Source organism: Paenibacillus sp. fava2, assembly GCF_058313675.1.
Genome location: NZ_CM177755.1, coordinates 742782 through 767669, shown reverse-complemented (window position 1 = coordinate 767669; position 24888 = coordinate 742782). Strand labels below are relative to the sequence as shown.

Genomic DNA, 24888 nt, shown 5'->3' with positions numbered 1-24888 from the left:
AGTTGATTTCTATCTACCCTGAAAGTAATGCCCCTGCAACCATTAGTTGCAGGGGCATATTAATTATCCGTACAGAAACGCGTTACCATTTTGTCAACAAAGCCACAGACTCCACATGTGTGGAGTAAGCAACGTCAACAAATCTTGCCTAAAATGGAATCCCTGATGGTCAATAATAGTAAAAAATTATGCAACATTACAAAGCGGCAATTAGGGATTGTGTATATATATGGAAGTGTATTGGCAATATTTGTTTCTTGTTGAGCAACTCGGGGGTAATATATAGAGCGGCATCCGCATACATAACGTTTTGTTGTTGGCATAAAGGACAATACCGTTGTCCTCCTGTGGATGATACGTGCAATTATTACAGAATAGGAGAACAAAAATGAATAATCAAACCCAGGATACATATCGTTTTCAGGTCAACTTAAGCGGTATGATCAACATTTTGTCTAACCATTTGTATAGCAGCCCGAAGGTATTCTTGAGGGAGCTGCTGCAAAATGGCATAGACGCGATTACTGCACGGCAGGCTTATTCCCAGGGTGGATACGATGGCAGGATTCATATCGAGGTAAGCGAGACTTCAACCGGGGCGACCTTATTAGTTGAAGATAACGGGATCGGGTTAGACGAGTCGGAAATTCATGAGTTCCTGGCAATGATCGGACAATCCTCCAAGCGGGGCGAGGACTTTCTCCAGACCAACACCTCTTTTATCGGGCGGTTTGGCATCGGACTCTTGTCTTGCTTTATGGTGAGTGACGATATCGTCATGGTTACCCAATCCGCCAAGGGCGGACCTGCACTGGAATGGCGCGGGAAGCCGGATGGAACCTATACGATCCGCAAGCTCGAAGGGATACATGCTCCGGGAACCAAAGTTTTTTTGCGTTGCAAAGAAGGCTCTGAGCCGTACTTCAAGGAAGGCAATCTGCAAGAATGGCTGTTCCATTATGGAGCCCTGCTGCCTTATCCCATCCAACTGGTGTCTAATCAAACCACTCGCTTGATTAATCCGCCCTCCCCGCCTTGGGTCAAAGATCCACAGCTGGCCCGGAAGCATCGCAGTGAGGTGCTGGCCTTTGGTAAGCAGGTGCTTGGGGAGACGTTCCGCGATTTCATTCCCCTGCACACCTCCTCGGGCCGGACGGGAGGCATCGCCTTCATCCTGCCGCAGGCAGTGAACCTGGGCGCCAAACGCAATCACCGGGTGTACTTGAAGCACATGCTGGTCTCCGAAGCTGCCGACAATGTCCTGCCGGACTGGGCGTTCTTCGTCAAATGTATGATCTGGACCGATGAACTGCAGCCGACCGCTTCCCGGGAGCATTTCTATGAGAACGTCGAGCTGGAGCAGGTGCGGGAAGAACTGGGGAGCACCATTCGTCAAGAATTGATGAGGATGGCGGAGTATGATCCGGACCGCCTGCAATCCATCATCTCGCTGCATGCCTTATCCATGAAGGCCCTCGCCGTGGAAGATTCGTCCTTCTACTCCATTATTCACGAGTGGCTCCCGTTTGAGAGCACCTTTGGCACGAAGCCGCTTGGCGAGCTGAAGCAGCAGCCCCCCCTTTACTTTACTGCTACTCTGGACGAGTACCGCCAGATTACCCATGTGGCTTCGGCCCAATCCATGCTGGTGGTGAATGGCGGATATATTTATGATGCCGAGCTGCTGTCCCTGCTGCCCCTAATTGACCCGGATGTGCAGACGGAACGGCTGCTGCCGGAGGAGGTGTCGTTATCCTTTACCGATATTACACCCCAAGAGCGGCTTGATTACTATGAATCCGTAAGATTGGCAGATAGTGTGCTGCAGAAATTCCGCTGCCAGGTGCAGCTTCGCCGCTTCAAGCCGGAGGAGATTCCTGTTCTCTACACGCTGTCCCAAGAGTCCGCTCAGTGGCGTGTTATGGAGGCGACCAAAGAAGTGAGCACCGATGCTCTGTCCTCCGTTCTGGGCAGCCTGGGCGCTACGTTAAAAGATGCAGCATACGCAACGCTTTATTTTAACCTGAACAATCCCGTCATTGAGCGGGCCTTTCATCCGGCACACAAGGCAATGCTGCCTTCCATTATCGAGATGCTGTACTGTAATGCGCTGATGATGGGACATTATCCGATGAACCGCCAAGAGACAGCGCTTTTGAACAAAGGCATCATTCAATTTATTGATTGGGGTATGACGGCCAGTCATACGACAGGAGGAGACGAATAGATGAACCTTACCGGGATGAGTTTTGAAGAGCTGATGGACGAAGCCTATGACATGCCAGGCGGAAAAGCCAAGCTGGAACTGCTGGAGCAGGCGGTACGGGTGGCAGATGCCGCAGGAGATATCGATCAGGGCTTTGAGGCACGCAGCGAAATCGTAGAAACGGGTAGCTTCCACGGCTATCCGATGAAGGCGCTGGTCGCCTTTTCCTGGCAATTGGGACAGTATGACAAGAATCCGGACCGGTTCGATAGCTTCACTCTGATGTGGTCCTACAAGTGGGTTCTGGATCGCATCACCTCTTTTCCGGAGATTAGTCGTGTTCAGATCGAGAATCTGCTGGAGGACATGAAGATACGTTTTGCGGCCGAAGGCTATAGCAGCCGTTCCTATCACTACTACCGGGCGCACATCTTCGTGGAGTTTGGAGAGCTGGACAATTCTCAGGCTGAGTGGGATATTGTACAAGCCATGGATCTGGATGACATGAGCGATTGTCCGGCCTGTGAGCAGAACCGCCTTGTCGAGTTTCTAGCAAAGCGGGGAGACGACGAAGGAACCGTGAAGGCGGCCGAGCCGATTCTCAAAGGTAAAATGAGCTGCGGTGAGGTGCCTCATGTGACCATCTCGAAGGTGCTGTTCCCCCTCCTGCGGCTGGGCCGTCAGCAGGAAGCGGATAAGCTTCAGAAGAAAGGCTTCAAATTGGTAAAGGGTAACCGCGATTATCTGTATCATCAGGGAGAGCACATCGGTTACCTTACCTTGACTGATCCCATTAAGGCGCTGGAGGTCTTTGAAGAGTATATCGCCTCCTCTCTTGATCATGAGAACCCGGTCGACCGGATGATATTCAACGCCTATTCGGCCAAGCTGTTCCGCAAGCTCGCGGAAGAATCCATCCGGTTCCAGGTTAAGCTTCCGGCAGGACATCCGTGTGAGCACCGGTCCGGGGAAGTAACGTTACTTGCGAAGCACTTCCAGCAAGACGCTCTCGCCACAGCGGAAAAGCTGGATAAGCGAAACGGTAATGATTACTATACCGTGCTATTGCAGCGATTGTAGAGTGTATTCCCTTTCTAGTTTGACATCTGTTATATAGGAACAATGTCCAACTCAATGTTATATTAACCTTTAATGCGCTTATCGTAGTGCTCCTGCTACCCAATTCAATCAAATAGACCGCCCTGCCAGCAAAGGCATGCGGTCTATTTGTTATGTTGTGTTTGTTGAAGCCCAACTCCGAGTCCGGTACTCGAAAACCCTTATAAACCAAGGAACAAACCGACTCCACATGTGTGGGTTGCGTAAAATAGACAAGCTTGATGTGGCAGTATTCGCTACTTTTAAATACAGTTTCAAAATTCCAATAATCCACTATCCAAAACCACCTAAAAATGTAGCATATGTCGCTCAAATCCCAATGCGTTCTTTGTCTTATATCTCAATAGTTATGAGAATAAAAATCCAATATTGGCACTTTGTTATTTATCAGATAATTACCAATTCCTTTTTCAATATCGTGTCTGGTTAAACCATCAGGAATATTCCTAAGGGGGTATATTAACACGAAAGACTCATCCCATTCTTGATCTACAGAATGAACTATAATTCCTGAAGTGTTATACCTCCAGCTATTTCCGTCCTTATCATGATAAACATCTTTGGATTTCGGAATATTAAAATTTACATCATCACTTGTTGCTACAACACCTATGAACCCATCTTTGGTAAATTTCAGCCAGACAATATCCCTTTTATCTTTAAGATTGTTAATATCCTTTATCTTCTTGTAGTTAATCTCCGTCGCTCGAACTATCGGTGACTCGATCTGGTTCATACTAATAGCAGTAAGAAAAGCATTTATATATTCGATCACCTGTTCCACAGCTACTGGCTCAAGCTTGGCTTGCTCCATCGCTTTTCTTAGTCTGAAATCGTCGAAATGAACAGAACTCCTATAACTTCTAGGCGTCCCTTCATATGTTTTGAAGTATTTATCATATTCACACATGTTAAGCCTCCACAAGCACCAATTCCAAATTTCATAATATCAATTTAACTTTACCTTTAACTAAATCAATTACTGTACATTATGAATGTCACGATATGTTTCTGAGAATTGTGGAACACGCTTTTTGCCCTTACTCAAAATGAGCATATCCGCAAAGCCACTTGTATCAAGGCTTTTGGCGATAAATCAACACGGTGGTTTCCACATGTGTGGGTTGCTTAAATTAGAATTTTGATGTGGCAGTATTCGCTTATTACCTATTTTTTCGTTTTTGCTTTTTTATCATTTTCATCACTTTTTTCTCGCTTTTATGTTTACTTCGTTTCTCCTTTTTCTTTAATGTCTCTTGCTTAAGGTAATTCATATTAAATACATTTGGATTTACCGACTTCATACCTTGACTCCCGTATAAGTTTTTTCTGTTTGGTAAATAAAAAGAGGGGTTCGCCGCCCCTCTTTTTATTATTTATTACGCCAATACATCTCTGATTTAATTGTCCTTCTGTTCAGAATGAATAAACCCCTGCTAAAAAAGAGCCCTCAAACCCGCATTCCACCGTTGCCCTCATAAATAAACTCATGCTACAAAACCGTGATTCCCCCGATTTTTCCCTCACCTTTTTATATCACGACTTTATTAAAATCTGAATTATGTCCTGATAAAAAACAGAGGAAAGGCTTGATGGTTAAGGATTTCCACCTCTTCCCTCATGCCTTTCCCCAATGTGTATCACGTCTTTATTCGATTTTTGTCACGGGTTTATTTGTTATAGCACGGGTTTATTATGGGGTTACACCTTCCGCACTAACAGTGAGCAACATTCCACATGCACCGTATGCGGGATAATATCCCGCTTCGGTGCTTTATGCTGAAGTCCGAGAATGCCTGCTGTTACTGCATTCAATGACGTGCCTATATGCTCTCTGCGGCAGATATATGCAACTTCATGCTGAGTTTAGTCCCCAATTTGTCCCCAAAATAAACTTGCATCTATCTGTATATTTGCTAAGCGTGATTAATCTTCTCCTCAAAATCCCAATGCTTAATTCACTTATATAGAACGTAATTAATAAATTTATGAAGCGAATCAACAAACAGCCGTTAGAAACGATAGATCGTCTCCTTGTCAGGTTATAAACTTAAATGCTGTCTATATAGGTTAAAAGTAATCTTAAAAATCTTTTCTCCTATCTCTCTAGTTCTAAAACGAATCTAGAAGGTGTCTGTCGCTTTTTCCCCCAAGGTGTCTCTTTGACCAATGGATATGTTAAATAACAGAGCCTTTTTGAACGTGTTATTGCAACAAACATGTTATGTCGTTCCTCGATAATCTGTTTATTATCTTTTGAACTATTGTATGCGCTAATTGCTCTATAGTCAGGAAAAACCCCATCATTTAATCCCATAATAAATACAACATCATACTCTAATCCCTTAGACATATGCACTGTGCTTAATACTATACCTTTATCATTAGTACTCTGTGCACTACCTAATGAAACGGTCCTCACAAAGTTCCCCAATGTTCTTTCTCCAGATGTGGAATTTTTAATATAACTCTTCCAATTTATTTCCCATGCTTTTATGTCTTCATTAATGAGTATTTTTTCATGTTCATCTATTTTAGTTTCTACATCTTCAATAAAAGTTCTTAGAAGTTTTATTGCTGTATGAAATTTTACCTCCCTGTCATTTTTCAGCAAAAGATCCCAAGCATTATTTAAAACAAGCATTAAGGTCTTCCAATGATCCGAAATGTTATTGTCCCATCTTAGTTCTTCAAATGTTCCATTCTTTATTTCAGTATTAATGAGTTTTTCCAGTTCAACGAAATGCAATCTATCCCGACTGTTTACTAATAATCTTATACCCAGCTCAAAAGCTTTAATAAAATCCGATTCGCTTGTAAAAGAGCCTTTTGCAGATACCTTTAGTGTATATTCTAAATTATTTACTTTTAGTAATTCCTCTACTCGACTAAATACATATCTGTTTCTTGCAATAATAGCAATTTGCTCAAGTGAGATAGAACAATTTTCAACATCTGGATGACCATTTTTTAACAGAAATAAAATTTTAGATATTATATATTCTGCTTCTTTAAATTCATCTTGAAACTCATGTATTTCAAATTCTCCTTGATACTTACATGTTCCATAAACCTGAAAAGATGGTTCAATAATATGGGCTGCTTCTATAACTAACTGTGATGAGCGATAATTCTCATGGAGTTGCATTTTATGAGCATTAAACTCATCTAAGAATGTCTTGTTTAGATATTCATTTGAAGCTCCACTAAAACCATAAATTGATTGGTTAGGATCTCCTACCATTGTAATTCCTATCTGCTCACCAGCCAGCGCCTTAATTACCTCATACTGGGCTTTATTTAAATCCTGCGCCTCATCAACACAAATATACTTGTAAACTTTTCTATACAAACGAGATATACTCTCTCTCTCAGTGAGTATTTGATATGTGTATCTAAGAATATCATCAAAATCAATGACTCCCTGTTGCAATAGAAGATTGTTATATTCTTCGAATAATGTCTGGATTAGAGGATCATTAGAATAATCGTCTGAAAACTTCAGATTCCTTTTTGCATTACTTAAATCATCAAGGAAATTCTTTATTACTTTTTGATTCTCCTTTGAATCCCCACTTAAATACTTTGTCTTAAAAGAAGGGACATTCTCAATTGCTTCTTTAAAAATATGAAGTCTGTCGTTGTAAGACTCACAAATGTGCAATTCATCTGGCAATCCAATTGCACTTCCTCTCGAAGTAACAATATCCAAACAAAAGCTGTGTATCGTTCCAACATATGTGTAATCGTAGAACTTCTTTTCCCCCAATGAGGATATAAGCCTCTCTTTCAATTCTTCTGTAGCTTTATTACTAAAAGTAATTGCCAGTATTTTCTCGCCTCTTTTTAAATTCAAGATTAGTTTGTTTATCCGTTCAGTAAGAACTCTTGTTTTCCCACTCCCAGCTCCAGCTATCACTAATAAGTTTTTACCTGAATAATTAACAACTGCCTCTTGATCTCTCGATAAAGAAATGCTCATCATATCCCACCCTCTTTCATATCATTTTCAACTTTAATAAATAAATCTTTAAGTTTTTGTGGAACTCTCTTAGATTTCAATTTTGATTTACAGATCTCTTCTGCTATTGCTGTAGGGTACTTGGTTTTATCGGACATAATGCAATCTCGTATAGCACGATAATATCCTCCATCGGCATCAGCTTTATAGTTTCTAATAACTCCACCTTTAGCTTTTTGCTCGTTATAATGTTCAATATAGTATTTCATATAGTTAGGGTCACTTTCAATTTGACAAATAGCCTTTGTTATTTCTTTAACATAACCTTGAGATAGACAATAGGTCTCAAAACATTCACCATTATCAATTACAAAAACATTATCAAATTCATCAAGGTTAGGTAGTACTTGTGTATCTTTTAATTTTTTCAAACAAGTCTTCAAATCATTTAGTGGTTGAGGTTCACCGTCACTAAATACATACCATTTTATATGTAATCGATCCAAAATCCTCATGAAAGGAGTGTAGTTATTTCCTCCTACTCCAATAACATTAATACCCAACTCAAACGGTTCTTTTTTAAAAAACTCTCTTAAAAAAACACTCAATGCTTGCTCCTCGGTTTCTCCTTCTGCCAAGATAACTGCGTTAGCATATAATATTTCACCTCTAGTGTTCATAACTGTCCGTTTTATTTTCCGCACATCATCTTCACTTAACCCATCAATTAATAAAGGCAAAACTTCAGAAGTAGCACCGATTTTTCTAACATACCTTATTTTATCTAAATCAATTTGTGATAAAATGTAAGGCGAATGTGTTGTAATAATTTTTTGTCCGTTCATTTCGTTTATGTTCGAAAAGAGTTGACGCTGTGCCTGAGGATGGATGTGAACTTCTGGCTCCTCTACTAATATTAATGGTAGATAGGCTAAATCATCGAGTTGCCTCTTTTTCATCTTACTGTTGATTTCTGCCTTAACAGTTGAAAATACCGCCCAACTACGAACGCCTAATCCTAAATTTTCAATAGAAGTAGGCATAGAGCTTTTATTACTATAGTAGATATTCATTCCTCTATAAAGAGATTCTATATCCTTTGTAATAGGGCTAATATCTACAACGCTTTCTTTATCGGAAGTAGTAACTTTTAATTCCTGACTAATTGATTTTAATATTTCACTTTCACGAATTATTTTTTTGTTTAGCCGCTGCAATTGAAGTTCAATATTTCCACGTACGTTCTCAGAAACCTGTATTTTAGATGCTAACTTCCCCCATATTGATTTCCTATCTCTTATGTCCAATGATATGTCTCTTTGAGCATTGACAAGAATATTTTCAATACTTTCTAGGGTTTCTCTCCTAATAGTATTACCAACTATGGATTGACCATTATCCTGCCAGTTGTCAATTTTATATTTAATGTTTGTATAAATTTCTTTATCTTGATCAAAAGATATTTCTGTTCTAAATGCAAAATATTCTTTATCAGTTGCAATATCTAAAGCAACACTATCACCAAATGCTCTTGACCAACTATCATCAAATCCCTCTTGCACATTTCCTTTAATATCACTAGGCAATATTCTAATATCAATCCATATTTTTCTACTTGCATCAAATGGTTCTTCAGCAGAAACATAAATATCTTCTCTGAAGACTGAGGAAAATTCAAATGCCAAGTTCATAGCTTGTACAATATTAGACTTACCTGAATTATTTTTACCAACAATAACTGTATAATCATCAAGAATTATCGATACGTCCTTTAAGGATCGGAAATTATTTATATAAATATCTCTTATAAGTATACCCATATTTATCCACCTCATAATTTCAAGATATTTGAATAAGTATAAACTTCGACGTTTTCTTCTGCCTACCTCTATACATTTGCATAAAATTATCCGAGACGAATTGTCCCGGATAATTTTAAAAATGAATTAGTTAATTACAATGGAAATGGATCTATCAACGTAACAACTCTATAATTTCAATCTCTATTTTCAATTCTAAACAACTTATCTTGATCTGAAAGACGAAGAACAATATGTTCACTACTATCAAGTTCACTTGGCAATTTATCTTTTAAAATTGAAAATACTAGTTGTATTTTATTATCTTTTGCAAATTTGCTCACCTTTTTTAATTGATTACCATGCATTAATTCCTTTTTATCATTCAGAATAAAGTTTAAGAAAGGCAGGGCTTCTTTTCTAGCAAACAAAATGTAGGCGATATCAAAGCATATTATTTCTCCCTGCTTCTTTCCAGAACTTGTATTTGCATTAAAACTCTCAAAATGATAATAATTCTGCTTAGTTTTATTATCTTCTTTTATGGTAAAAGTGATACCATATTGCTCACCATATAGTTCGCTAGAAACATCAGCAAAAATACTATTAAATTCTTTTAACTTACTCTTCAATTTTTCTTGGAATTCTTCAGAAAATCTATCTCCATCTAATAATTCTATTTCTTCACTTAAATTTTTGATGTTTTTTTCTACAGATTCTAGTTGTTCAATCCCGTTCTCTAACTCACCTACACGCTGGTATGATTTTGTGAGGTCTCCAATGATGTCCTCTAAATCTTGAAAGGTATCGCTTCCCGCAATTTTTTTGGACAACTTATTTTCATCATTTAATAAGCCTGTAAGAATTTTTTTATATTCCTCTATTGAAGAACGTATTCTAGGAATATCCTGCGTAACAAACCTAATCTTCTCCAAAATCATTTTATTATGATATTCAACAAGCTGATCAAAGGTACTCTGGATATTAGAAATATCTTTTTTCGCTGTTCTATATATTTCTCGTAATTCAGGTAGATTGATATCGGACATATCTGACTGCAGTTCTTCTTCTGTCTCAATTAACAATTGTTCCCGCAATTTCAACTCACCAATTCTTGAGCTCACACTACTCACTCTATATTTTAAATCATTTAATTCTTCAAGCTCTTGCTTATAGTTTTCATTAATATTTAAGTTATTTTTCCTTTTTTTTAAAGCAACAATGTTATTTTTAACAATATCTAATTGTAGCTCTAATTCGTTTTTAGAGTGTTTTTTTTCCAGGCGCTTTTTATATTCTTGTTCTCCTTTCAATTTAGTGTTTAATTGTGATCGATCTGAAACAGGTAAGCCAAACATAAATAGATTTAATGTTTCATATTCAAAATTCGTAGTAAAAGTGTTCAATACTCGTAGTGTATTATTTATTCTATTATTTTGATATCTAACATAATGCGCTAATAACTGGCGAAGCGTAGGCTTAAGCACTTCTCTTTCGCCAATTAATAGAAGATCTATCTTTTTCTCGAAATCTTTTCCGTTATTCTTCGGATAATTTACTCCATTAACAGACATGATTTTTTTGTTTCTTTGCAAAAAGTTACGCTTAATTACAACTTCTTGTGATGACTCATCCATAAGATTCGCTTTAAGAATTAAAGTAATTAGAACTTGTTGGTCCACCAAGTGATTCTTAACATAGTCTATTTCCTTTTTAGTTTCAGGGTCAATATAGATCAGTTCCGCATCTCCGCCCAAACAGTAGTCAATCAGCGCAAGAACAGTTGTTTTCCCAATATTATTACCCGTCTCTAAATCACTTTTCCCTGTAGTTTCATCAACTACTAGGTTTGCACCAAGATGAAAATTGATTTTTCGAACTATTTCCGTAACAGAGGATATTATCATTTCTTTTAAGTACATATAGAAATTTGTCCTTCCTCATTTACTTTAACTGCTTCGATAAGATATAACCAATCTAAACAGTATGAGAATACTTTTAAAGAAATATCATATTTTTGCTTCAACAATTGATAAATAGCAACTATTTCTTTATCTTCAGTTCCATGAAGTTCTTTTAAAACTAATGCTGCATAATAGAAAACACTTGATTCAGGTTTTATATCGTTAGGAAGCAACATGATTATACCCCTTAGGATTCTTAAAAATTTTGCATCTAATAAAAGCATCCACTGTAATGATTCTTACACACATTTCGACAACATCTTCTTCAATATCATTTAGATTATTGCTATTAGTTATATACTCTTCAACATTGCTTACAACATTGAAGAACTTTTCAACATTACTCATGTCATTTCTACATAATTCTTTTTCATAGAAAGAGGTTAGTTTCCTCAGTACGGATACTCTTTTATTCTTTCCTTCATGTTCGAACTCCTTGTAAATCCTATCCAGTTTTGAATAGTAAGGAATATATTCGTTAATAGTGGTTTCTTTAATAATATCCAGTTCATTATAAACAATTTTTTCATCAATGTTGAAATGGTTAAGATTAGTAGGTAAACCGCCTTCTTCTAAATCTTCTTCTGACAATAAATTTACGATTGTAGCTAAATTGGAAGTGATTTTTAACGGACTTGGAGCGCCGCCAAATTCCTTTATAAACATGTCATATACGAGACTGTAAGCACCAATAGTTAATTGTGAGATAGAAGTTAGTAAACTTACCCTATCAATAATGTCTTCTTGCGGTGAAAAAGTAATATTATGAGGATTAGTATACTTTTTACATCGTAAACTTTGCGCTTCATCTGCAATGAAAATAAATTTGATACTATAGTTCTCTAGGGCGTAGTCAGATGTCTTCTTTTTTTTCAACGTACTCTCAATTTTTTGCTTAGTTGCAGTTGAAGAAACTTGAATAACAAGTTTATTATCAGAATCTATTAAATCAATAGCTGCCATATTGGCACTTGATACATTTGCAGATTCAAGTTTATAGCCATATACATTGTTTAATAAATCTCTATAGAACGTTTCAGCGTGAATATTCAGGTCTAAAACATTTAATTTACCATTGGTTTTTATTCTATGAGATAGTATCTCAAGCCGCTCTGAAATTTCATTATAGTATCGTTGTCTTTTCATTTTCGAAGCCTCACCTCTCGTTTTTCATAGGTATTAAAACCTTTTATTCCGAAGTCAAATGCTGTTGTAATTATTATAATAGTAAGAACGTTCAGACGATAGAAAAATCTCAATAAGAATTCGTAAGCCTTTTCTCTACAACAAGTTCCGAATTTCGAAGAAAAATAATAGTTAATGCAAAATAGAGTAATTATCAAACAAAAATTCACGGCAAGCTTTTTCATACTTAACTTTCCAAAATATGTACTCCCACGACAAAAAACTCTTATTGTTGTCGTGGGAGTCCGTTTCTTCGTAAATACTAAAAAATTTGATTATAGTCGATTTGATCTATAACGCTAACTTCCTCTTGAGCATAAACATCATAACCAATCTTGTAATCAGAGTAAGGATTATCAGGCCATTTCGCTAAGCAATCTGAAAAGGTAATGTCATCCATATACGGCACTCTAAATGCTGCATCTGTACCAAGTCCTGAAGCTATGAAGATTCCGGCATAACCTTGATCGGGTATTCGTTGGTTAGCCCGATCATCCCCGTAAATGAGTGTGGAAGCCTGTGTACTGAGATAAGAAGACATTTTGACCGCTATATTATCTCTTATCCCGGTACTGCCTAAGGAACGGGCATCCGGGCGCTGTGTGCTGAGAACCATGTGAATCCCCGATGCACGAGCTTTCTGTAGCAACAGTTCAGTGTTCTGAATGCTAGGTTTCTGAATATTAGGGTCGCTATGTCCCATAACTGTCGCCACTTCATCGATGAAGCAGACGATGCGCGGCAGTGTTGGCAACCCTCTCTGATCACGCAGAGCCTCGTATCCCTCAAAGTTCTTAAAACCATGTTTCTTTAAGAATTCAGCGCGAGCGGACATTTCTTTGACAAGATTTGTACTGAAATCAGGGTATTGGTCCACTTCTTCAATCACACTGTAGCCTTTAGAATAGTATGGAGCGTACTCAAGCCCGTTCTTAAAATCAACGAATAACATTAGAACATCTTTTTCTTTCATCTGTCGAATAATATTATTGACGGTTGCTGATTTGCCGCTCTTTGTAATACCGACTACCAATAAATGAGGCTGGTCATAATAATCCCAGTAAATTTTTTGTTTTACATCTCTCCCCAGTATTATAAGGTTCCTTTCTTTTGGTGTTGGCGTTTCCTCGTAGGTGACAAATGAAGGTAACTGAGTTGTAATAAGCTCAACCGCTGTAACTCCGACTTCTTGATAATTAGAATGGATACGGTAGATTCTCTTTCTGACTAAGCTTTCTATAATAGCCTCACGTTTACCGAACTCACCTGCTGGGATTCCAGCGATACGAAACACATGCAGTTCTGTAGATTCCTGTTTAATGTATTCAGGTGTAACATAGGACGCTTTTGAAAAATGCTGTTCAATAAACTTCTTCCAAACGGCATCAAGGTAATTAGCAGATGTGGTTTTTATATATTCAGCAGGAGCATCATTAGCCTCAAAAAACTCACGATTGGCTTGGACTTGATTATCACTGCGTTCCGCTTGATACTTTTGGTAACTAATGGAATGAAGAACAGTTTGAATCCGGGGAATTTTTTTCAAGTGTTTACTGAATAGTAAAGCTTTGGCCTGTTGGTGAAGTTGTGCGAGATTCGCATAATAGAGGTGTTCAGCGGCAGTAGGATTAGCAATAACAGTACGAATAATTGGAAGCAGCTTATAGTAGCCCTTAAATGAGCAAAAAATTATAAAGAACGTAATCGCAAGCAAGCCTATCGAGAACCGATTGAAAGGGAACCAGCTAAATACATATAGCAGTAACGCAGCCAAGGAAGCCGCTGTAACTGAACCCAAGAGCCACAAGAACCGCTGTCGAAGCAATGGCGCTTTCAGACCGAGCCGAAAGGCTAGATGAAGACCTAACGGTGTATGAGGGAGCTTGACGGTATCATATCTGAGTATCAATTTTATGGCCTGATCAATACTCCCTTGAGGGATATCTTGTTCGAAGAATGCCTTTCCTGCAATTTCACTAAGTAAATTATAGGCGCTTTGTAAATCATCTTTCGTTTTCTCTAGCCAGACAGCGATTGTGGCCTTTCGCAAACGTTCTTGATCTTCATAACACCACCAAGCAGTAACGTTCTTAATAAGCGGTGAAATGAATACATAGCCACTACAAGCGACACGAAAGATGCTCTTAGTTTTGGTTACTTCTTTTTTAAGTAGTCGCATTTACTTACCTCCTGTTAGAATAGGGGCTTGCACGGTTACCCAGCTCTATCCCTTTGCATTTTAACGGAACAGTTCTTTCAGTAAATAACACCCCATTTCTTCAGCCTATACTTTAATTGGTTGGACTTCTCGTAGACAGAGTTTTCGATAAAATGTACATCCGTCTTTGGGATTGACAGACGCTGTGTTTTAGAGATGAGAAGACGAAGAAGAAACCTTACATACTTCTCCTAATACATAATGTTGTGAATTCATTTATACTTGAATTTCGTTTTACAAAGTACGAATAACAGTATAATCTTCAAAACAAAAAAAGGATGCGTAGGATACGAAAAAGATATCCCTGCTTCCTTCATGGACAATCTAGTGTATGAAATGAGTTTATCTGTAATACCCGGGTCGCCTCAAAATCCTCTGAGGTACAGTTGGGATAAGCTGCATACCCATTAGCATCCGAAGGAGCTAGCGGACACCCAGAACTTGTGAGAGTCTTACCGTCGTAGGATGAATTCCGTATGTTACTGTTTTATGTCTGTCCCAATAGTATATGGATCCTCCGTGAGTATTTCCTACGGATCCGATAGCTATTCTAGTACCTGTAAAAGTCTCGGTACCATTAAAAGAAGTTTTGCTAACATAGTCCCCGATTACATTACGTAAGAAATTCCCCTGTTTGTCGTATATTTTTAATGACTTGATAATTTTACCTGTAGGTGCGTTAACATTAAGTGAATAAGTTGTTTTTTGTGTTTGAGCGGAATACAAACCCCGACTGTACTCATAGTTCACTTCCATTTTCCATAAAATTGATCGGAACTAAAGTTCCAGCAGGAGCTGCGTAAGTCTGACTTCCAAATAAGAGAAAACTCCCCAGCATAAATAATGCTAGAGAGATGTAAAATCTAAATTTATTAAATATCCTCATACTCTTCCTCCAAACTTTATCTCGACTTAAAGCTACCTATAACCATGTCTTTGTATACAGGGAGAGAATCTAATTTAATAGCCAGACCCCAAGACGTATTCTCAGTCGCAAGACCAGACTTAGGTATTAAATCAGCTGCAAGAATCCTTTTTATTGGTGCGTTTGGATCGTAAATGGTGTTAGGATCTCTAATCACCTGAATAGATTTAAATCCGGAAGCTCCCTTATAAGTTATACCTAAGTCCTTAGTAAATCTGTCATTACCTCCGTTAGCTAATATTGTTGATTGAAGTACAATAGCATAGTAGTTCTCTTTATCGAACTGTGTTAGTTTGGTATACCCTGCTTTCGGATAGTTAGCTACTTGGAGTGTACTTAAGTCAGGTAGATATTTAAGCATAGGGTCTTTAGGATCTGCCATATCAATCGCTATCAAAGCATCTACCCTACCGATATATTTCCCGCCCTCTGCAGAAATTGTTAAATTACTCTCATTCCATGATTTCCGTCCTAAATTAGAACCAGTATTCGCATAGTTGCTAGGTAGATCAAAAATTTCTGGCGCAACAGTAAATATATTAGTTTTATGCCAATACAACTCAGCTGCTGATACCGCATACTTATCATTCGCCAGAGTTTTACCAGATTTGACCTGAAGCACACGTTCAATTACAGTGATTGCCTGTGCTCTAGTCGTAGTACCATCAGGTGCGATATCCCCAGGAGCAACACCACCGATAATTCCCGAAAGAGTTGCTTCATACATATTTCGTTTCACATCGTAGTCAGCTTTATAACCGGTAATTCCAGCCCGTACTGCCAACATTGCCATCTCTTTACGAGGCAATGTTTTATTCCAGTCAGCGGATTTAAAATCATTTGCGTAGATACCTACCGATGTAGCAGTGACCACAGAACCTTGGTACCAAGGTGTAGTATTAGTATTAACTTCAAACTTCAGCGCTCCGACAAGCATCTTCAAAAACTCTGCTTTCGTTATTGTCGCGTTAGGCTTGAATGTACCGTCCTGATATCCGCTCACATAGCCAGCAGTCACAGCAGAGTTAATTGCACTTTCAGCCCAATGACCTTTAATGTCCTTGAGGAATACTGCCTCAGCACTAGCTACCGGAACTGTATTTCCAGTGATAGTGATCGTCATCGCAGCAGTAACAACTAGTGTAACTAAACGTTTGATTTTATTTACCATTTGAAGGACCCTCCATTATTCTATGTAAGGTTATTACCAACGACCTTTTGTTTGACACATAGGACAGTTTGACTCATTGACGTAAATTTCTTCTCGTGGCCCTGGTAACTTATCGAAAGAATAAACCTTTTTATATATACGGCACCCATGCCCGTGAATACATTCGCCTGTTTCCACTAGTACAGGTTCAGCATCTTCTGAATAATCAGAGTGACCACAAAATTTGTTAACCTTAACAATCTGAAAACCTTTTTTTGATTTGAACACTTCCCATACACTCCGTATAAGTTTTATACCTACTACCATTGACCATACCGTAACCTTTAGGCTGGACATATACTTTTAAGATTAGTAAGATAATTTGAATCAATATTCAAGTTCAATAAATCAGTTATGCCAGAAAAATCATTGAGGAAAACTCCTGTCCAACGGGATATTGAGGCTTCTGTTGATAATTTAGTCTCAGTGTTCAATTTCACTGTATAGTGGAACAGCCCATCAGACCACCCTCCGACATTTCTAAATGCCCGTCTTACCGTGTAATCTTTTGTTGTTGTGAAGGGAATTTCACCTATAGCAGTAGTCATAATCGCATTGGCTACCTTATTCGCCGCGGTGTTTTGATTATGGGTTACTCCGGCTCTTGTTTTAAGCCAACTCGCCTGCGCGTCTTTGTCACTAGCAGCTTCGGCTACACTACCACTAAAAAGATAAGCTAGGTACCATTAATGACAGAGATCAGCCGCAACCCATTTCTTGTGTAGCTTCATCTAGCGACTCACCACCTATTTAATTATTTATTAATCCCGAGAGCTGTATAAACTGCATCAAGTGTCACGGTTACTTTTTCGTCGTCATATACAACGAGCTCATCGTCAATTGTTCCCTTATACCCGTAATTCTTAGCCGCGTATGATTTAGACATGATAAAGTATGAGTCCAGCATTTTTCCCTGAGAAGATGCATCGAAATATATAGAAACCATAAATTCATCTGATAAACCACTAATTGTATGCAGTACACCTGCCTCAAGTCCTTTATCAGCTTTTCCTTTATCTCGAAGTCCTGTAATTACCTTGAATGTTGTACCCTTATAAGTTGTTGTAGCTGGCAGCTTGAAACTCAATGTACGTGTAGATGCATCCCAAGTCAGCGGTTTAAATACAGCATTACCTGTTACAACCTGACCCGCATCCGGAGTCCAAGTATCATACTGACCCGTACCAGTCGAAGGTTTAGTAGTAGGAGCAGGCTTCTGAGTTTGAGTTTCCCAAGGAGTATTCACTTCAACGACAGCGTTCTTTCCGTTACCACTAGGTGTAAATTTAGCTTCAGCCCCCAATCCTTCAGAGATTACACGAAGTGGCACCATTGCACGTCCGTTCTGTAAAACCGGCGCTCCATCTATAGTACCGTTCCTTCCATCAATAGTAACTTTCTTACTATTTAATGTAATCGATACTTCGTGGTGCGTAGGCTCACCAATTGAAGCTTTGATAGGCTTTGTATTGGAAACATAATCAAGCTCTGCACCCAGTGCTTCGGAAACGAATCGTAAGGGTACATAAGTCAAATTTGTATTCGTATCCACATACGCTGGAGCCCTCATACATTTGAATAATCGAACCGTTTACCTGGACTACGATGTTACTTTTCTGTTCAGCGGACAGCTTAGCCAGCGTATCTTTATCACTTGCCGCCTGTGCTACACTGCCGTTAAACGGTACGCTAGGTAATAATAGCGTCATAGATAGGATAGCGACAGTTAATTTCTTACTCAACTTCATTCAGTAACTCACCGCCTATTAAATTATTCTTTAATGAATTGAACTACTTATTAATACCTAGTGCTTTATATACTGCATCTAGTGTTGCAAGATTTTTATGCGCATCATAAACAACTAGTTCGTTGTCATTACTCCCCTTATACCCGTAATGATCAGCAGCATAAGATTTAGTCATGATATAATATGAATCCATCTGCTTTCCTGCATCGTAATTAGTGAAAGCTATAGCTAACATAAAACTATCAGATAGTCCTTTTAGTGTCTGAGCCTCTCCTGTTTTAAGCCCCGAGGAAGATTTGTTCCCATCTTTATACCCAACTTCAACCGTATAAGTATCCCCATCAAACTTAGTAGTCTTAGGCAGATTGAATGTCAGTGTCCGTGTAGAAGCATCCCAAGTCAGCGGTTTAAATACGATTGGACCGGAAACCTGCTGATTTTCGTTTGGCTTCCAAGTATCATACTGACCCGTACCAGTCGAAGGTTTAGTAGTAGGAGCAGGCTTCTGAGTTTGAGTTTCCCAAGGAGTATTCACTTCAACGACAGCGTTCTTTCCGTTACCACTAGGTGTAAATTTAACTTCAGCCCCCAATCCTTCAGAGATTACACGAAGCGGAACCATTGCACGCCCGTTCTGTAAAACCGGCGCTCCATCTATAGTACCGTTCCTTCCATCAATAGTAACTTTCTTACTATTTAATGTAATCGATACTTCGTGGTGCGTAGGCTCACCAATTGAAGCTTTGATAGGCTTTGCATTGGAAACATAATCAATCTCTGCACCCAGTGCTTCAGAAACGAATCTCAGGGGTACATAAGTCATATTTGCTTTCGTATCTACGTACGCTCGAGCCTCATACATCTGAATAATCGAACCGTTCACCTTGACTGTGACGTTACTTTTCTGTTCACCGAATAGCTTAGCCAGTGCATCTTTATCACTTGCTGCCTGTGCAACACTCCCACTAAACGGAACACTGGGCAATAGAAGTGTTGTAGATAAAATAATGGCAGTCAACTTCTTACTTAAATTCATTAAATAACTCACCGCCTATTCAATTATTATTCTTCATGGTTTCCGGCAAATTACTTGTTGATTCCAAGAGCCTTATACACAGCATCAAGAGTAACAATATTCTTATCAGAATCATAAACAACTAGTTCGTTATCCACGGATCCTTTATATCCATATCGGTCAGCGGCGTAAGATTTAGACATAATAAAATATGAATCCATCTGCTTACCCACACTAATGGCATTGAAATAGATAGCTACGATAAACTTATCGGAGAGTCCCTTCAAAGTTTGAGTCTCACCAGTCTTGATAACTGCTTCTTTACTTCCATCACCGTAAGCACCTTCAACCGTATAAGTATCCCCATCAAACTTAGTAGTCTTAGGCAGATTGAATGTCAGTGTCCGTGTAGAAGCATCCCAAGTCAGCGGTTTAAATACGATTGGACCGGAAACCCGCTGATTTTCGTTTGGCTTCCAAGTATCATACTGACCTGTACCAGTCAAAGGTTTACTAGTAGGAGCAGGCGTTTGAGTAGGAGTCTCCCAAGGAGTATTCACTTCAACGACAGCGTTCTTTCCGTTACCGCCAGGTGTAAATTTAACTTCAGCCCCCAATCCTTCAGAGATTACACGAAGCGGAACCATTGCACGCCCGTTCTGTAAAACTGGTGCTCCGTCTATAGTATCGCTTTTTCCATCAATAGTAACTTTCTTACTATTTAATGTAATCGATACTTCGTGGTGCGTAGGCTCATCAATTGAAGCTTTGATAGGCTTTGCATTGGAAACATAATCAATCTCTGCACCCAGTGCTTCAGAAACGAATCTCAGGGGTACATAAGTCATATTCGTTTTCGTATCCACATACGCTGGAGCCTCATACATCTGAATAATCGAACCGTTTACCTTGACGGAAACACTGTGATTCTCAGTTGCAAAGGCATTGGATGAAAATCCGACTAGAGATGGAGCGAGTAGTGTTCCGATCATCAGACCTTTTACCGCGCCTTTCACGCGATTGCTGAAGTTGTTATCTGCCACAATGAACACCTACCTTTCGTTAGATTTTAAAAATATCTTATCTTCATTCTCCCCTTCACCATTCACTACGATTTATATTACACGATTTATATTACACGATATATATATCGTTATAAAGAGGAGATTAATTCGATAACATAGGGGTAAAATAGTTAGGAGCCTCCCCTTGAAATTAAGTGAAGCGAGAAACAATATAAATAAAACCCAAGAGGATTTTTCGCATATGATAAATGTTTCTTTGAGGTACTATCAGCGATTAGAGACTGGGAAATCTATTCCAAGCGTAAAAATCGCATTGCGTATATGTAAGATACTAGAGGTCAACCCCTTTGATATTGCTGAATGGCAAGACCAACCCAACAATTAATGTAGACCGTCAAGCTTGTAGTTGGCGGTTTTTTATTATTCATTTTAGTGTATTTGAGAATAACTAATATCTACACGGACTATAAGTAACATTTTTCCACAAAACGTGACAAAATCTGCAACCATTGAATCATGTAGTAGATTTAATAAGGAAGCTTATAATTATCTTTGCGAGGATGATCCTGAACATTCAGGCTGATTTGGAGTAAGAATACATGAGCTTCGTGCTCGCCGTAGGGGATTACAGGAGCTGTTAACTATCATGAAGTGCTGGATCGGTGCTATCTTAGCAGTAGGGAGTATGGGAATCGGAGAATTGGAATTGTAAACATCGAAAAGATGACCCATACGCTCTATTTTTCTATTGATTACGTGTACTTGTTGGATCATCGCGAGATGAAAGAGAGCTGATGAGAGCCAGCCGTGTATCATTTGGAAAATAGCCGAACGCAGAGATTTGTTCATGCAGAAGATTTCCCTCCCATATCAAGCAAGCTGTCGTTATGTGCAACTCCGAGATTATTGTGCATCAACTGAATGGCGAAACACTAACCAGCGAGATATGCAACAGGGCCGCTATCCTGTTTGGTATGACTAAGACATGACCGGGAAAGCCTATCTATTACTTAATATTCATGAAAATCAACCCAATGAAGTTCAAAAAAGAACCGTCAGGAGCTGAATAACGGTTCTTTTTTTGTATAAAATTCACTTTCGAAGGAATTAGTATGTAATATTATTCATTTTAAATTGTCAGGTGAGGCTAAAATACAAGGTAAGCATTGAAAGATAAGTACTATCATTTAACATAAGAAGGTAACGGGAGGGTTTTATTATTTTTTTATTAAAGAAGAGTTATCGGATTAGTTAGTATCTTATATACGTGAACTTACGGTAGGTAGGCAGAATAAACCATCAGCAATCTCGCCTGGATTATTGCATAGGTTTAATTAGTTCATTTCCGTTAACATCTAATAATTCGTAAGCGTGATCTAACATTTCTTTATCCCTGTCGTATAAAGGCGTGGTTTTATGCCATACCCCACTTCTGATTGTCATATAATTTAGTTGATGTACCATGAATTCTGAATTACATAATACTATAGCCTTTTTGCTGCACGCTATCACGCTCTGTTGAAGCAAAACCGCCTTCTCAATCACTTCAGGAAAAAAGACAACTGGCCCCCCGTCCCCTGCTTTCATGTTTCTATGATCAACGAAAACACTTAATTCCCCCTCCGCAAAGTTAGAAACAATCCCTTTCCATATTTTTGATACATAATCCACGTTTTCACTGGTTACTACTCCTTGTATCTGAATAGTAAGTAATTTTCGGTCACAGTCCAAATGATACTTGAATCTCTCAGAAATCGGGACTTCAACATTTTTCTTTTTGAAAATAGGGTTGCTTGAAAACCGCTCACTTGAAAACAAGTATTCCATTGGAACGCTCAGTGCGTCTGCAATCTTTTCAATATTAACTAAGCTGATGTTACGCATACCACGTTCCACTCCACTTATATATGTTCGATCCAATTCGGAGCGATACGCCAGCAGTTCTTGCGAGATTCCGCTACGCACACGTAGTTCCTTAACCCTATTTCCAAACTCAGAAAGTATATCCATAAAATAACCTCCAACAACCTCTTCTATAAATAGATCCAGTTAAATGATATATTCTTGAAATACTTTAGGACAATTAGAAGGAATACATTTCCCCATAATAAATTACGATCTTTACCAATTTCAGATGAATATACGAGTATACACCATCATAACCTTACCATTTTGATGAAGGTTTAGTTTTTTGAAAATGTGACTTATAGTCCGTGGAATAAGAGATAGTAATATTCTATAGTTGAATATAGAGATCAAACTATTGGTCTTGCAGGATATGAAACAAAGTAACTCACAGTTATGGAAAAGATAAACTCATGGATCAACAACTTACCATTTAATTAATATCTACGGAAAAGAACTCAAAAAGGCTGCAAAAGAAAACCGCCAGGAGCTAATCGGCGGTTTTTCTTTATATAAAATAAATCCTTCACATTAAGATATCAGTTACTCAGATATTCATCAGCCTCATCATAAGATTCAAAGTATGCAACAAAATCACCAAACATCCGTTTCATCTGCATTTTGAAAACAGGAGAGTCAGTAATGTAAGCCCATTTCTTCGTGGTAGAAAATCCAGCTTTAATTGCAAGCTCGTTAGTTGGACTCAACTCTTTAACTACTTCTTGGGTCAGCACACGGCATCCCGTAAGGTCTGTTAGTCCTGTAAAACCTGGGCGCACTTGTTTAAGAATTTCCGTAAGTTCGCTGATGTAAGGTGCTACATCCTCCATAGCCATTCTATCCCCTACGAAGTGGACCCTGTTCTTTTTAGCATCATATCCAAGAGTAAACATAATTAATTCCTCCTAATACTTTCATGTCATTGTTGTATTAATTACACTACAACAATGGGAATTGAAGTAACTACTTCTGAGTATAAGTATATATAATTTGATATGAATCTCCACGGACTATAAGTAACATATTTCCACAAAATGTGACAAAAAATCTATGACTACTATGGATGCACTAACTGTCTCTATTGAGCATTTTATTTACAAGTGAGAGATTTATATCAAATACAATATATCTCTAAGATAAAACTGCCATGTTCCAATCGGCGATTATTTTTTCTGTTAAAGCTACATTTTAGATCAAAATAGTACTGGAGAATAATAGGGATATACACTTTTATTGTATATCCCTATTATCCGTTTATACATGGTCAGTTGAGGCTGTAATACAGAGTAAATATTAAAATAACATATATTTGAAACAAGAGCTATCGTTCAAATATAGAATTACTATCAAATTGGAAAAAAGTGTGTAACGGCAGGATTTTTACTGTAGATGAATTCAAGAGGAGGTATCAAGTCAATGAGTATCTGATATAGCTGAGGTTTGTACTAAATATCTATCGTTTGAAGTTGCACAGAGAAATGATAACCATTTGAGTTCACATAGCGTTGTAGCTCTGCTGCACGACTTTCAGATAAAGTGATAATATCCAATGGTGCATTGTTTGACGTTGCTATGACAAGATCCTCTATTCGTTGAAATGTATTAGCAATATGGACGTTTGGGTTATCTACGATTAAAGCTCTAGCCACTTGTCCTTTGCTTACAGCATCAAGCGACTTAGTAGAAAGTTGCGACTCTAATCCAAGCGTTTCAATATAACCATTTTGTTCTAATGCCCATTCTAACCGTGCTAAATCACTTTGTAAGGAGCCCCTTCCTCTAACCGAAACCCCATTCATATCTAACTCTTCAACGCCACGCTGCGTGAGTCTAAAGATCTTATTTTTACGCTTATCTACTACGGCTTCGATATATCCCCATTCCGAAAGCACCTTTGTACGCTGATAAAGAGTATTTTTGGGCCTCTTATCTAACATCAGCTTAGTCATATTAGTAACTGTAATGTGACCGTATTTAGCAACAGTCAGCATAATTGCATGATCAAGTGCCAGTAGTTGCCTTTTAATAGAATTCAGAGTTTTATTCGGCATCTTTCGAGCCTCCTATTTAGTTTGGTCTTTAGTTTGGGCGCTTGTCTGTTATTTTCATGAACAGAGGCATATACTCGCACTTATTTTCACCCAGTCCCCTCTAATCATTATTCAGGATAACTTTACATAATTGAATAATTTAATATTAAAGAATGCCTAATTTCCATGCATCACCAATAACATTAGCACTCTTATTTTTTTTCAGAAAATTGATTAAAAGTTGATTGGTATCTTTATCCTCAATTTGTTTCTGACTCGGTCTAAACGTCACAACTCGATATTGTCCAAGTCGCAATTCGACAACCGCATACTCACCAGTTTCTCTTTGAAAAACGTCTCCGACATAAATCTCAGTACCATTGCAATCGCGTTTGCCGGTATTGCTCAGTAATACAACTTCTTTATAATTGAATTCAAATCCATTCTCGTCTTCAACACTGTACTTGTTGCTGGTTCCGTACTCAAACACCCTTCCATTCCATAAAAATCGGAACGGGGTTGTTAAATAAAGAAAAGACATTTTTTTATGTTTATGTTTTTTCATAGGTAACTCCTTT

General features: G+C 38.3%; 18 protein-coding genes. 3 read left to right on the top strand and 15 right to left on the bottom strand.

Annotated features, from left to right (window positions below; all coding sequences use genetic code 11):
* Positions 1 to 388 precede the first annotated feature (388 nt).
* Both AC4G46_RS03490 and AC4G46_RS03485 read left to right on the top strand, forming a co-directional pair.
* Positions 389 to 2227, top strand: coding sequence for an HSP90 family protein (locus AC4G46_RS03490; protein ID WP_491126704.1), 1839 nt, complete (start codon positions 389 to 391; stop codon positions 2225 to 2227).
* Positions 2228 to 3286, top strand: coding sequence for a hypothetical protein (locus AC4G46_RS03485; protein WP_491126703.1), 1059 nt, complete (start codon positions 2228 to 2230; stop codon positions 3284 to 3286). It begins immediately after the preceding gene.
* Positions 3287 to 3665: 379 nt separating this feature from the next.
* Here the strand turns inward: AC4G46_RS03485 and AC4G46_RS03480 are convergent, their stop codons facing one another.
* The 11 genes from AC4G46_RS03480 to AC4G46_RS03430 form a co-directional block, all read right to left on the bottom strand.
* Positions 3666 to 4235 carry a hypothetical protein gene (locus AC4G46_RS03480; protein ID WP_491126702.1) on the bottom strand — a complete coding sequence of 190 codons (570 nt, stop codon included), beginning with the start codon at positions 4233 to 4235 and terminating at the stop codon, positions 3666 to 3668.
* Between the two features lie 1188 nt (positions 4236 to 5423).
* A complete protein-coding gene (locus tag AC4G46_RS03475; RefSeq protein WP_491126701.1) occupies positions 5424 to 7310 on the bottom strand; it encodes an ATP-dependent helicase in 1887 nt (628 codons plus the stop codon).
* Positions 7307 to 9106: an ATP-dependent nuclease gene (locus AC4G46_RS03470; RefSeq protein WP_491126700.1), complete on the bottom strand. Its 1800-nt coding sequence runs from the start codon at positions 9104 to 9106 to the stop codon at positions 7307 to 7309. Before AC4G46_RS03470 ends, AC4G46_RS03475 begins: the two co-directional genes overlap by 4 nt.
* Positions 9107 to 9282: 176 nt before the next feature.
* Positions 9283 to 11007 (bottom strand): DUF2326 domain-containing protein, encoded by a 1725-nt coding sequence (locus tag AC4G46_RS03465; protein WP_491126699.1) that lies wholly within the window; start codon positions 11005 to 11007, stop codon positions 9283 to 9285.
* Positions 10998 to 11225 (bottom strand): ABC-three component system middle component 6, encoded by a 228-nt coding sequence (locus tag AC4G46_RS03460; RefSeq protein ID WP_491126698.1) that lies wholly within the window; start codon positions 11223 to 11225, stop codon positions 10998 to 11000. Before AC4G46_RS03460 ends, AC4G46_RS03465 begins: the two co-directional genes overlap by 10 nt.
* Positions 11212 to 12195 (bottom strand): ABC-three component system protein, encoded by a 984-nt coding sequence (locus AC4G46_RS03455; RefSeq protein ID WP_491126697.1) that lies wholly within the window; start codon positions 12193 to 12195, stop codon positions 11212 to 11214. The genes AC4G46_RS03460 and AC4G46_RS03455 overlap by 14 nt, the downstream gene beginning before the upstream one ends.
* Before the next feature lie 301 nt (positions 12196 to 12496).
* Positions 12497 to 14413: an FtsK/SpoIIIE domain-containing protein gene (locus AC4G46_RS03450; RefSeq protein ID WP_491126696.1), complete on the bottom strand. Its 1917-nt coding sequence runs from the start codon at positions 14411 to 14413 to the stop codon at positions 12497 to 12499.
* 941 nt (positions 14414 to 15354) lie between these two features.
* Positions 15355 to 16548, bottom strand: a complete 1194-nt coding sequence (locus tag AC4G46_RS03445) for an S-layer homology domain-containing protein (protein WP_491126695.1) — start codon at positions 16546 to 16548, stop codon at positions 15355 to 15357.
* 793 nt (positions 16549 to 17341) lie between these two features.
* Positions 17342 to 18157, bottom strand: a complete 816-nt coding sequence (locus tag AC4G46_RS03440; protein WP_491126694.1) for a copper amine oxidase N-terminal domain-containing protein — start codon at positions 18155 to 18157, stop codon at positions 17342 to 17344.
* 221 nt (positions 18158 to 18378) lie between these two features.
* Positions 18379 to 19371: a copper amine oxidase N-terminal domain-containing protein gene (locus AC4G46_RS03435; RefSeq protein WP_491126693.1), complete on the bottom strand. Its 993-nt coding sequence runs from the start codon at positions 19369 to 19371 to the stop codon at positions 18379 to 18381.
* A 50-nt stretch (positions 19372 to 19421) separates the two neighbouring features.
* Positions 19422 to 20393: a copper amine oxidase N-terminal domain-containing protein gene (locus AC4G46_RS03430; RefSeq protein WP_491126692.1), complete on the bottom strand. Its 972-nt coding sequence runs from the start codon at positions 20391 to 20393 to the stop codon at positions 19422 to 19424.
* Positions 20394 to 20559: 166 nt separating this feature from the next.
* On the opposite strand from AC4G46_RS03430, the gene AC4G46_RS03425 reads away from it, so the two are divergent.
* Positions 20560 to 20760 (top strand): helix-turn-helix transcriptional regulator, encoded by a 201-nt coding sequence (locus AC4G46_RS03425; protein WP_491126691.1) that lies wholly within the window; start codon positions 20560 to 20562, stop codon positions 20758 to 20760.
* Positions 20761 to 21692: 932 nt separating this feature from the next.
* Here AC4G46_RS03425 and AC4G46_RS03420 read toward each other — a convergent pair.
* The 4 genes from AC4G46_RS03420 to AC4G46_RS03405 form a co-directional block, all read right to left on the bottom strand.
* On the bottom strand, positions 21693 to 22385 hold the full coding sequence (locus tag AC4G46_RS03420) for a helix-turn-helix domain-containing protein (protein ID WP_491126690.1): 693 nt from the start codon (positions 22383 to 22385) through the stop codon (positions 21693 to 21695).
* Between the two features lie 434 nt (positions 22386 to 22819).
* Positions 22820 to 23173: a hypothetical protein gene (locus AC4G46_RS03415; RefSeq protein ID WP_491126689.1), complete on the bottom strand. Its 354-nt coding sequence runs from the start codon at positions 23171 to 23173 to the stop codon at positions 22820 to 22822.
* 552 nt (positions 23174 to 23725) lie between these two features.
* Positions 23726 to 24331 carry a hypothetical protein gene (locus tag AC4G46_RS03410; protein ID WP_491126688.1) on the bottom strand — a complete coding sequence of 202 codons (606 nt, stop codon included), beginning with the start codon at positions 24329 to 24331 and terminating at the stop codon, positions 23726 to 23728.
* 145 nt (positions 24332 to 24476) lie between these two features.
* The gene (locus AC4G46_RS03405) at positions 24477 to 24875 is read right to left on the bottom strand and encodes a YopX family protein (protein WP_491126687.1); all 399 of its coding nucleotides are present in this window, start codon (positions 24873 to 24875) and stop codon (positions 24477 to 24479) included.
* Positions 24876 to 24888 lie beyond the last annotated feature (13 nt).